Raw genomic sequence first — 11,891 nt, forward strand, 5'->3', positions numbered from 1 at the left:
AATCTTTGTGCATGGCTCACAAAAACAGACCGGCTGAATTTGAGTTTGCCCTTAACACATTGACAGGGGAATTTACTGTACGGTTAAATGACACTAACCTTAAGCGTTTCACGAAATGGAGATGGGTGCATGACGACAGGGCCAGTAATCGGCACAAAAACAATGGTGGTCAGCCCCCATTACCTGGCTTCCGCGGCCGGGGCGGGAATCCTGCAAAAAGGGGGCAATGCCTTTGATGCGGCGGTAGCGGTCAGTGCAACGCTCGCCGTAGTCTATCCGCATATGACCGGGCTTGGCGGCGATGCCTTTTGGCTCACCTACAGCGCCGGCGAAGGGCGCGTCCGGGCCTACAACGGCAGCGGACGATCCGGCTACGGCGTCCGCAGGGACCGTTATGCCGGGGAGGCGGCCATTCCCCGGCGGGGGATCCGCAGCGCCATTACGGTGCCCGGAATGGCGGACAGCTGGGCGGCGGTCCAGCGCCAGTACGGCCGCCTGACCTTCGCGGAGGTGCTGGAGCCGGCGATCGGCTACGCCTCCGCAGGGTTTCCGCTGTCGCAGGATCAGCACGGGGGCAGCATCTTAGCCGGAGCCGCGCTGACGCCCGAGGCGGCGGCGATCTATCTTCCCGGCGGACGGCCTCCGGCTGTCCACGGGAAGTTCGTGCAGACGCAGCTTGCCGGGACGCTGCGTCTGCTTGCGGCAGGCGGACGCGACGCCTTCTATAAGGGGGCAATTGCGCAGGATATAGCCAATTATATGCATGCCGCCGGCGGGTATCTCACCCGTGATGATTTTGCCGATCATCACGGGGAATGGGTGGACCCCGTCTCCACCGATTATCACGGGCATACCGTTTATCAGGCGCCGCCCAACTCACAGGGCTTTGCGGCACTGATGGCACTGAATATACTGGAGCACTTTGATTTCGGGAATATCGAACAGGGTTCCTACGAGTATTATCACCTGCTGGCGGAGGCTTTGAAGCTGAGCTTCCGTGACCGGGATCTGGTGCTTACCGATCCGGCATTCCGTCCGGTCCCGCTGGACCGGCTGCTGGATAAGCAGTATGGCGGGCAGCTTGCGGCATCCATCTCTATGCAGCGGGCTGCAGCGCTGGGCAGCGAGCCGATTGGCCGGGATACGGCCTATGCCGCTGTAGTAGACGGCGAGGGCAATGCGGTGTCGTTCATACAAAGTCTTTATTTTGAATTCGGATCAGGCGCTGTGGCTGGAGAGACGGGGATTCTGCTGCAAAACCGCGGCTCCTTTTTCTCGCTCGATCCTGCACATATCAATACGCTGGAACCGCATAAGCGTACGTTCCACACGCTTATGCCGGCTATGGCCTGTAAGGACGGCAAGCCAGTCTTTCTCTATGGCACACAAGGCGGAGAAGGGCAGCCGCAGACCCAGACGATGCTGCTGACGCGGATGCTGCATTACGGCATGGATCCGCAGGAGGCGGTGAATGCACCGCGGTTCGTATGGGGCAGAACCTGGGGAGAACCGACGCAGGAGCTGAAAGTGGAGAAGCGCGTGGGGCAGCATGTGCTTGATGAACTGGCCGCAGCCGGCCATATGGTCCGGCAGGCCGGAGAATATGACGGCATCATGGGCCATGCGCATGCCATCGCCATTGACGGCAACGGCTACCGCAGCGGAGGGACTGATCCGCGCTGCGATGGTGCCGCCATTGGCTGGTAGGGCATTGCTTCGGCATATGAATCAGATCCCCGTTCGGTCCGGGAGGAAAGGAGAGGAAGGGATGGTCCTTAATAATCAACATGGCGCTTTCATTGTCCCGGAGCTTGAAGTAACCGGCCGGAAACAGGGCGTGTTAGAAGGTCTTAGTTTTGCTGTAAAGGATGTGTTCGCCGTAGCCGGACACAGCTCTTCCGCCGGGAATCCCGACTGGCTCCGCAGCCATGAAGCGTCTGCAGCCCATGCGGCTACGGTGCTTAAACTGCTGGAGGCCGGAGCGTCTTTGCGCGGAGCTGCCCATACGGATGAGCTGATGTATAGTCTGGGCGGTGAGAATTACCACTACGGCACACCGCTTAACCCGCGCGGACCTGGCCGGATACCGGGCGGTTCCTCGAGCGGCTCTGCAGTGGCGGTAGCCTCCGGCGAAGCGGATTTCGCGCTCGGCACGGACACGGGCGGTTCGATCCGTGTTCCCTCGTCCTATTGCGGGGTGTATGGCTTTCGGCCGACGCATGGTGTGGTGGAGATGGACGGGGTGATTCCGCTGGCCCCTGGGTTTGACACGGTGGGCTGGATTGCGGACAGCCCGGAATTATTGCTGCGGATAGGCAAGGTACTGCTCGGTACGGAGCAGGTGCCATTACAGCAGAATAGTTACAGAATGAGCAAACTGTTCATCCCTGCGGATTGCTGGGCGCTGGCAGAAACGGCATGCTCCGAATTCCTTGAGCAAGGACTCCACCGGCTGCGAGCGGGAGCAGATGAAACGCTGGAAACGGTTATTTCAGCGGAAGGCTTGAAAACCTGGATGGATGTGTTCAGGGAGCTGCAGGGTACAGAAATCTGGGCCACCCATGGAGCGTGGATTGAGCAGGAGCAGCCGGTCTTTGGCCCGGACATTGCTGCACGCTTCACCTGGGCGGCAACCATTGCCGGGGAAGATCACAGCCGTTCGATATCCCTGCGGCAGGAGATTACGGCCAGGCTGCGGGATCTGCTTGGGGAAGACGGATGTCTGGTCATCCCTACGGTTCCCGGACCAGCGCCGCTGCGCGGCGGTGATCTGCAGCAGCTGGAACTGAACCGCAGCGGAGCGATGATGCTCTGCTGTATTGCGGGGCTGGCGGGACTGCCGCAGATCACGCTGCCGGTTCATGGCCCCGGCGGACTGCCGCTGGGACTGTCTGTCATCGGCGGTTACGGCCAGGATCACCGCCTGCTCTCATGGGTCCGGCAAAATTGGAATTAGAAGCAAATAAACGTTGGCATACACGGCTTCCGTCTCTGCGTAATCACGCGGGAACGGAAGTTTTTTATTCATCCCTCACACTCCGCGCTATTTCGGGCTCCCCTCCATTATCCGTTCATAAGCCAAACGCAGCGCCAGAATGTGGACCCGTCAGCAAATAGAAGTGCAATCGTTAATATTTTGTGACATACGTAATATTATCTAACATAATATACGGAAGATTTAAACTTTCTCTTTCAATAAGGGGTCATTTTATCTATAATGTTACATAAAGTAACATAAAGACCGAACGATAATAAATGAACCTATTTGAGGAGGGGTGGCATGCATCTTACCGTTGAAGAAGCGTTGTCCATTTATCCTTTATCCGAAGCAAAACTTATAGCCGGAGCTAAGGGGAAACACAGAATTGTGAAGTCGATTAATGTGATGGATGCGCCGGATATTTCGGACTGGATTAAAGAAGGGGAAATGCTGCTGACAACAGCCTATTTGATCAAGGACAGCCTGGAGGATGCGTCTGCACTGCTGCACACCCTGAACCGCCGCGGTTCTTCCGCCTTGGGCATCAAGTTAGGCCGCTTCTGGGATACGGTCCCGGAGGAGCTGATCGCTGAAGCGGAGACGCTGAATTTCCCGCTGATTGAGCTGCCGTTCCAGTTTACGTTCTCCGATCAGATGAACGGGCTGTTTCGTGCAGAACTGTCGCGCAGCACCAGTATGCTGCAGAGCATTATGGATAAGCAGCGCAAGCTGATGCGCTTCGCGCTACGCTCCGGACGGAGCCGCCCGCTGTTCGAGTCGGTATCCGAGGTAATTGGCTACCCCCTTGCAGTTGTAAGCGCCCGGGGAGACGCGGTGTACAATAATTCGGAGTACGAAGACCGACAGCTGCTGGAAGGCTGGCCTTGGCAGAACCGCAATCAGCGTTTTCGCATCAGTGACAAAACAGGCCTGCGGATACCGTTAATGCAAGGGGAGAAATGCTCCGGCTACCTGTTGTACTGTCCGATTGACCCGCTGCTGCTGCCTGTGGAAGAGAGCTTATTTGTCCAGGGAGCTGAACTTATTTCCTTTCATATTCATTCCGGTTATGAAGATTATTTTGAGCATGCCGAGCACCGTGAATTCAGCAGTCTCCTGCGCCGGTGCCTGAAGGGCGGATTGTCCTGCAGCGAGCTGTCCCAGGCCGCAGTCAAGCTGGAAGTGACACTTTTGCATTCCCCTTTTCAACTGGTGCTTACCGATACAGCCGCTATTGGAGATGACCGGCAGGGGGAACTGCTCCGGCTGAAGGAGGAATATGCGGAGCATCCTGCCCTGCGGGAGCTGAATGCCATTCATGTCATCATGGATGAGGGGGTAGTATCACTGTTGCCGGTTAGCCAGCACAGCCCTGAACAGTTTCGTGCTCTGATAAATGAATGTTTTCACAATTTGAAGCTTGATAAAACGTACTATCCCCGGGCGGCAGTTAGCAGTATTAAGGTGAAGCCGGAAGGACTGAAGGAGGCTTTTGCCGAGGTAAGGGAATGCATGTCGATGGCCCGGCAGTGGGGGGCGTACGGGAATGTGGTGCATTACCGCCAGCTTGAGCTGCATCTCCTGCTGGGCCAGATTCCGACGGATACGATGGAAAAGTATATTAACGGCAACCTGCGCGGGCTGCTCAGCCGGGAGCCGGAATACGTCAAGGAGATGCTCCATACGCTGGAGGTATATCTGGACAATGATGGACATGTGAACGAAACCGCCAAAAAACTGTTCATTCACCGCAACACTGCCACTTACCGGATTGAGAAGTTAAGTGAGCTTCTGGATGTCGATTTCAAAAAAATCAATGACCTGATGAGGCTAAAGCTGGTATTCGTATTCCGCAAAATGCTGGAACGCGACTAAGTCCTCCGTATTGCTGAGGAGTTAATCCCAATTACAACAGGCGCTGCCGAAAGGAGTGGAGAGCTTTGAAAATAGCCGGTATTTATCTGGCGGCAGGACAGAGCAGACGAACGGGCGTGTCGAAGTCATCGCTGAAGCTGTCCCCGGAGGTCTCGCTTAGGAGTGTCGTGCTCAGTGAGCTTGACCGCTGCGCTCTTGAACCGCTGGTGGTTGTCGTTCGTGCAGATGATCAATTGGAATGGCTGCCTCCTGCCGGTGAACAGCGCGTAAGACGTACCGAAACCTGCCTGACCGCTCATTTGGGACTTTCCTTTTCCCTGCGCTGCGGGCTGAATGCGATTCTGCCGATGCAGCCTGATGCTGTGGTTGTGGCTCTTGCTGATCAGCCGTTTATTACGGCATCACTTGTGAACCGGTTGATCGGTACTTTTGAGCGGAATCCGGGACTCGATTATGTGACCAGCACCCATGAAGGAATGGTGATGCCGCCCGCTCTTTTTTCCAGAGGAATGTTTACTGTCCTGCAAGGGCTGGACGGTGATAAGGGGGCGGCAGAAATTCTGTATTCGGCTGAATATAAAGGGGTTGTTCTGGAACCGGATGCCGTCCGCCTTTTCATGGATAACGGTACGCCGTTTGATTCAGGGCCAATCCGGAAGGAATGGAGTGTTCGTGGAGAAAGCTGACATCAAGAAGATGTGTTTCCAGATAAATGTTATAAAATATCACATATTTTAAGTATAATTTATCTCGATTTAGTGCATTAGGCACAAAAAAAATAGAACTTCTTATTACAAGGCACAAACGTATGTTATATAAATTTACGTGAACGTCCGGTCTCAGTATAGTAGAGATACATTAATGGTTACAGCCATTATGAGAGATTTCCTGGAGGAGGAGAATTATGAAAAGAAGGGGTCAGGGATTTACGCTAAGCTTTGTGCTTGTGTTCCTGCTCGCGGTGGTACTGGCGGGCTGCGGAAGCAATAACAACGCGGCTACGAACACAGCTGCTACGGAGGCGCCGGCGGCAACGAATGCGGGAACAGCAACAGAGGCGACAGCAACAACAGAGCCGGCTGCAAAGAAGCCGACGGTTGCTTTTGTCTACATCGGACCTCCGGGTGACGGCGGGTATACGTATCAGCATGATCAAGGCCGTCTGTACATGGAGAAAGAGCTGGGCATTACTGCAGATACTGTTGAGAACGTTCCGGAAAGCGCGGATGCTGAGCGGATCATCACGGAGCTTGCTCAGAACCACGATATTGTATTTACGACAAGCTTCGGATATATGGATTTTACGCTTAACGTAGCTAATAAATTTCCGAATGTGAAGTTTATGCATGCTTCCGGCTACAAAACAGCAGCAAACATGGGAACTTACTTCGGGAAAAATTATCAGGGCAGCTATTTGTCAGGGATTGCAGCCGGCAAAATGACCAAGAACAACCAGCTTGGTTATGTAGGAGCTTTCCCGATCAGCGAAGTTATTTATAACCTTAATGCCTTTACGCTGGGCGCCCAAAGTGTAAATCCTGATGTGAAGGTCAGCGTAGTATGGACCAACACATGGTATGACCCTGCAACGGAACGTCAGGCCGCAATCAGCCTTTTGGATAAAGGTGCAGATGTACTGATGGCTTATCAAGATTCTCCTGCAACACTCCAGGCAGCACAGGAACGCGGCGCATTTGCCGGAGGCAATGACTCCGATATGGGCAAATACGCTCCAGACAACTATTTGACCAACCCGGTATGGAACTGGGGTCCTTATTACACCAAGGTGGTTCAGTCCGTAATGGATGGAACCTGGACCAATGAACAATATTCCGGCGGCATGGACGATAAGATGGTCGATATTGCACCATTCGGCAACAAGGTTCCGGATGATGTAAAGGCCCTGGTAGAAGATGCTAAGGCTAAGATTATCAGCGGCGAGCTGGATGTATTTACTGGCCCGATCTCCGATAACCAAGGCAAAGAACAGGTTAAGGCAGGCCAGACACTGACCCTTGAGGAAGTACTGGGTATGAACTGGCTGGCAAAGGGTGTAGAGGGCACAATCCCGCAATAATGCCTTACTCCTAATTTCATAATGCATGTCTTTATGGGTGGGGCGGGTTCCGTTAAGGTGGAACCTTCCCCACCCGTACTACAACTATAAGGAAAGGAGCATCCCAAAATGCAGGACCATTCGGTTGAAATGCGCGGGATTGTGAAGAAATTCGGTTCTGTAACGGCAAGCGATCAAGTCGATTTTTCGGCAAACGCGGGTGAGGTTCACGCGCTGCTTGGTGAGAACGGAGCAGGTAAGAGCACAGTCATGAGCATGCTGTCAGGTGTATACCGGGCGGATGAAGGCGAAATTCTGATCCATGGCCAGACTGCCAGAATCCGTTCCCCTAAGGATGCAGCACTCATGGGAGTCGGTATGGTATTTCAAAACTTCAGACTGGTGCAAAGTCTCACGGCAGCGGAAAATATCGTGCTTGGCGAAAAGTCGTCTTTCTGGCGGGGAAGTAAGTGGATCAAGCATAAGCATGAAGAAATTGAGGCGCTGGGAGAACAGTTTGGATTGAAATTTCCGGTTGACCGTCCGATCTGGCAATTGTCCGTAGGTGAACAGCAGCGTGTGGAAATCGTCAAGACACTGTACCGGGGGGCAGATATTATTATTTTGGATGAACCCACCTCAGTGCTTACTCCGGGAGAAGCGGAGCAGCTGTTTGAAACACTGCGGGTGATGAAGCAGGCGGGCAAGACGGTGATTATGACTACGCATAAAATGAAAGAAGTGATGGCTTCTTCCGACCGTATATCCGTAATGCGCAAAGGAAAGATGATTGCTACGCTGGCTACGGCGGATACGGATGAGCTGGAACTGGCCCGGCTGATGGTGGGCAGAGAGGTAACGATCAGCCGCCAGGAACGGGAAGTGACACAGGGTGAGCCTCTGCTTATCGTCAATCAGCTCGATGTTTCGGCTGATCATGGCCGTAAAGCCCTCGACAAATTGTCGCTTAAGGTATGTGAAGGTGAGATTGTCGGGGTTGCCGGAGTGGCCGGGAACGGGCAGAAGGAGCTGGCAGAAGTACTTACAGGGCTTAGAACCTGGAAGAACGGCGAGATTATTTTTGATGGCAGTAAAGTGACGACTGCTTCGGTCAGAGGTGCCATCGATTCAGGGATATCCCATGTGCCGGAGAACCGGATGAAGAGCGGTCTGGCCGGGCGGCTGGGCTCGGTGGATAATTTGCTGTTCAAGTCCTACCGCAGTGAAGAGCATTCCAAATTCGGCTTTTTGAAAGCGGCAAAGAACCGTCTATGGTCCCAGGAGCTGGTCCAGCGCTTTAATGTGAAAACACCTGAGCTCGATACACCGGTCCAGCAATTATCCGGCGGCAATCAGCAGAAGCTGCTGTTTGCCCGTGAGGTCAGCCATAAGCCGAAGCTGATGGTTGCTGTTCACCCTACGCAGGGTTTGGATGTAGGAGCTACGGCCGGGGTTCATGAGCTGCTGATGGAGCTGCGGAGTTCCGGCAGCGGTGTGCTGCTGATCTCCGAGGATCTGGATGAGCTGCTGCAGCTGTCCGACCGGATTCTGGTTATATACAACGGCACAATCATCGGTGAAAGCGATCATGAGCACGCGGACCGAGAACAAATCGGTCTGATGATGGCCGGAATCAGGCACAGGGAGGGGAGTGCGGTATGAGTCCGAAAAATGGAAGTAATGCTGCAGCGGCAGTACTGGAGCCAGCTCCGGCTAAGCCCGGTAAACGGTTCCCGCTGCGGCTGGAATACGATTCAAGCCGTACCCGCTCACCGTGGTGGTCACCGATTCTGTCCGTTATTCTGGCACTTCTGCTATGCGCGATATTTATTGCCGCTAACGGGATGAGTCCGGTTACGGTATATGAAAAGATGTTTAAAGGGGCATTTGGTACCTCCTACGGCTTCACAGAAACAATGGTAAAAGCGATCCCGCTGCTGCTGTGCGGTCTGGGTATCGCTGTCGCTTACCGGATTTCCGTCTGGAACATCGGGGCCGAAGGACAGCTGACCGTCGGCGCGATGGCGGCTACGGCGGTTACGATTTATTTTCCTGATCTGCCATCCTTCTGGTCCATAACGCTGATGCTGGTGTTCGGTGTAATGGCAGGGGCGCTATGGGGATTGATGACAGCTATTCCCCGGACGCATTTCGGAGTCAACGAGCTGATTACTTCATTGATGCTGAACTATGTGGCGCTGCTGGCTCTGGATTATGTGGTGTTCGGACCCTGGAAGGATCCGAAGGGCTTCAACTTCCCGGGATCACCGATGTTTACGGCTGCCCAGTCCTTACCTGTTCTTGGGACGACAAGACTGCATATCGGGCTGATTTTTGGGCTTGTCGCGGTAGTCATCTATTATCTGATGGTTAAATTTACCCGCTGGGGCTATGAGCTGCGGCTGATTGGGGCCAATCCCACGGCTGCACGTTATGCGGGGATTCATATTAAACGGCATATTATTATCGTGATGCTGATCAGCGGCGGGCTGGCCGGAATTGCCGGTATGGCTGAGGTTTCCGGAGTGACGCACAAGCTGATGCAGGGAATTTCACCCGGCTACGGCTACACCGCTATTATCGTTGCCTGGCTTGCCAAGCTGAACCCGCTCGGTCTTATCATCACCTCTGTTCTATTCGGAGGACTGATCGTCGGCGGCTATAGTGTACAGACCATTGGACTGCCTTCGTCAATTTCTGAAATGCTGCAGGGCTCGATCCTGTTCTTCCTGATAGCCGGCGATATGATTCACCGTTTCCGCGTACGCCGGAGCGTATAAGCAGCGCCTTTCAACCTATCAGAACGTATATTATCGCGGGGATTTTGAGAAGGGAGTTTACCTATGGATTTCACTACACAGTTATTAATAGCCGCAATCTCTGCCGGAACCCCGCTGCTGCTGGCTACGCTGGGAGGTATTCTGAACGAACGTGCGGGCATAATCCAGCTCGGCGCAGAGGGACTGATGCTGATGGGGGCAGTGACTACCTGTATCGTCTACATCCGCAGCGGCAATCTCCTGCTGGCGCTCCTTACGGCTATAGCGGTCACCGCAGTGCTCGGAATGGTGCATTCGTTCCTCTGTGTGACGCTGCGGGCGAACCAGACGATGTCCGGGCTTGCCATGACCCTGTTCGGCAGCGGCCTCAGCGCTTATCTGGGCAAGTCGATCAGCGGGCTGCCGCTGCCGGGGACTTCGCCTAAGCTGAACCTCAGCTGGCTGAACGGGATACCGGTCATCGGGGATATTTTCGGCCGGATGGATTATTTAACCTGGTTCAGCCTGCTGCTGGTACTGGTGCTGCATCTGCTGATCCATCACACCTCCTGGGGGCTGCATCTGCGGGCCGTAGGGGACAGCCCGGCGACTGCCGATGTTATGGGCATCCGTGTGCAGCTGATCCGCTACAGCTATGTAACGGCTGGTGCTGCACTAATTGGCTTAGCGGGGGCGGATATGGTGCTGGCTTACGCGCCGACCTGGAATGAAGGCCTTACGGCCGGCCGCGGCTGGATTGCCGTCGGGCTGGTTATCTTCGCCAGATGGAATCCACTGCGCGCACTCTTCTGCGCTTATTTCTTCGGTGCACTCGATTCGCTCGGCTTCCGCATCCAGCTGCTGGGCAGCGTGGTTCCGTCTTATTTCCTCAAGATGATTCCTTATATCGTAACGATTCTGGTGCTGATGTATCTCGGCTACCGCAACCGCAACAAGCCTTCGGGCACCCCGGAATCGCTGGGCACACCTTATGTCCGTGAGCAGCGGTTCTAAGATAAAGAAAGCAGGCAGGTAATAGAGACTTCACTTATCGTTTGGTGCTATAATCGTTCCAATCTTCCATTTCTTGTAGTTCGAACATCTAACCAGCAGAGAAATCGGTATTTCCGGCGCAGAGTAAAAGTAGATGACTTGAATACAGCAAATGGACTTTTTTTACCCTTTTACAGAGAATATTATTGAATCAATAGAAAAATATGTATAAACGGGCGAAAGCGGGGCGGGAATATGAGCGCAGAAACGAATTCATTAACAATAGACAAAATTAACGGAATGGACAAAGAACAGTTTGTGACGGCACTTGGCGGAATCTTCGAACATTCACCCTGGGTGGCAGAGGGAGCTTACCAGCATGGTCCTTTTCATTCAGTGGAAGAGCTGCACAGTGTGATGCTGGAGACGGCACGGAGTGCGCCGCACAGCCAAATTGAGGCCCTGCTTAGATCTCATCCCGATCTGGCAACGAGACTTCAGGTTACCCCGCTGTCAGCGGCGGAGCAGCAGGGAGCGGGCCTGGACCGGCTGACGCCTGAGGAGTTCAAACTGCTCACGGAACTAAATGCGGCATATACGGAGAAATTCAGTTTTCCGTTTATTCTGGCCGTACGCGGCAAAAACAAGGATGACATCATTAAGGCGATCGGGGAACGGGTTAACCGTCCGTTAGAAGAGGAATGGGAGCAGGCACTTCATGAAATCGGCAAAATCACCGGCTTCCGGCTGCATGATCTGCTGCCTGAGACTGAGGGGACCGAGTCATGAGCGGCCGACTTACCACCCATGTGCTGGACCTGGCCCGGGGAGTGCCGGCGGCCGGGATGGCACTGGAGCTCTGGAAGCTTGACGGAGCTGCCGGCGAGCTGTTGCGGGAAACGGTGACGAACAGCGACGGCAGACTGGATATCCCGCTGCTGGCGGGTAGCGAGCTTGCTCCCGGCAGCTATGAGCTGCTGTTTATGGCCGGGGACTATTTTCGCGGCAGCAATCCGGCAGATAAAGGCGCTGAGGGAGCCGAAGAAGGTCCCGGTGTTCTTTTTCTCGAACAGATTCCGATCCGCTTCAACATAGTCAATCCCGCAGAGCATTATCATGTTCCGCTGCTAGTGGCTCCGGGAGGGTACAGCACATACCGGGGAAGCTGATAATACTTAAAAAACAATTATATAGATTGAACTTGAAGATCCACATGTAGGGAAAAGAG

At 54.2% G+C, this 11,891-nt stretch carries 10 protein-coding genes; all 10 read left to right on the forward strand.

From position 1 onward, the window contains the following. Positions 1-129 precede the first annotated feature (129 nt). The 10 genes from ggt (at position 130) to uraH (ending at position 11,832) form a co-directional block, all read left to right on the forward strand. Positions 130-1,707 carry a gamma-glutamyltransferase gene (ggt, locus tag QU597_RS06595; RefSeq protein ID WP_310831892.1) on the forward strand — a complete coding sequence of 526 codons (1,578 nt, stop codon included), beginning with the start codon at positions 130-132 and terminating at the stop codon, positions 1,705-1,707. A gap of 61 nt (positions 1,708-1,768) precedes the next feature. Then, positions 1,769-2,956, forward strand: a complete 1,188-nt coding sequence (locus QU597_RS06600) for an amidase (protein ID WP_310831893.1) — start codon at positions 1,769-1,771, stop codon at positions 2,954-2,956. 324 nt (positions 2,957-3,280) lie between these two features. Further along, positions 3,281-4,855, forward strand: a complete 1,575-nt coding sequence (locus QU597_RS06605) for a PucR family transcriptional regulator (protein ID WP_310831894.1) — start codon at positions 3,281-3,283, stop codon at positions 4,853-4,855. Positions 4,856-4,920: 65 nt separating this feature from the next. After that, positions 4,921-5,541: an NTP transferase domain-containing protein gene (locus tag QU597_RS06610; RefSeq protein WP_310831895.1), complete on the forward strand. Its 621-nt coding sequence runs from the start codon at positions 4,921-4,923 to the stop codon at positions 5,539-5,541. A gap of 218 nt (positions 5,542-5,759) precedes the next feature. Beyond that, positions 5,760-6,932, forward strand: coding sequence for a BMP family ABC transporter substrate-binding protein (locus QU597_RS06615; protein WP_310831896.1), 1,173 nt, complete (start codon positions 5,760-5,762; stop codon positions 6,930-6,932). Positions 6,933-7,040: 108 nt separating this feature from the next. Further along, the gene (locus tag QU597_RS06620) at positions 7,041-8,573 is read left to right on the forward strand and encodes an ABC transporter ATP-binding protein (RefSeq protein WP_310831897.1); all 1,533 of its coding nucleotides are present in this window, start codon (positions 7,041-7,043) and stop codon (positions 8,571-8,573) included. After that, positions 8,570-9,691: an ABC transporter permease gene (locus tag QU597_RS06625; RefSeq protein WP_310831898.1), complete on the forward strand. Its 1,122-nt coding sequence runs from the start codon at positions 8,570-8,572 to the stop codon at positions 9,689-9,691. Before QU597_RS06620 ends, QU597_RS06625 begins: the two co-directional genes overlap by 4 nt. Positions 9,692-9,754: 63 nt before the next feature. Beyond that, positions 9,755-10,684, forward strand: coding sequence for an ABC transporter permease (locus QU597_RS06630; protein WP_310831899.1), 930 nt, complete (start codon positions 9,755-9,757; stop codon positions 10,682-10,684). A gap of 234 nt (positions 10,685-10,918) precedes the next feature. Next, entirely contained in the window at positions 10,919-11,452 is a 534-nt protein-coding gene (gene uraD / locus QU597_RS06635) for a 2-oxo-4-hydroxy-4-carboxy-5-ureidoimidazoline decarboxylase (RefSeq protein WP_310831900.1), read from the forward strand. Next, positions 11,449-11,832: a hydroxyisourate hydrolase gene (gene uraH / locus QU597_RS06640; protein ID WP_310831901.1), complete on the forward strand. Its 384-nt coding sequence runs from the start codon at positions 11,449-11,451 to the stop codon at positions 11,830-11,832. Before uraD ends, uraH begins: the two co-directional genes overlap by 4 nt. Positions 11,833-11,891: the final 59 nt, after the last annotated feature.

The organism is Paenibacillus pedocola (assembly GCF_031599675.1).
GTDB classification, from domain to species: domain Bacteria; phylum Bacillota; class Bacilli; order Paenibacillales; family Paenibacillaceae; genus Paenibacillus_AQ; species Paenibacillus_AQ pedocola.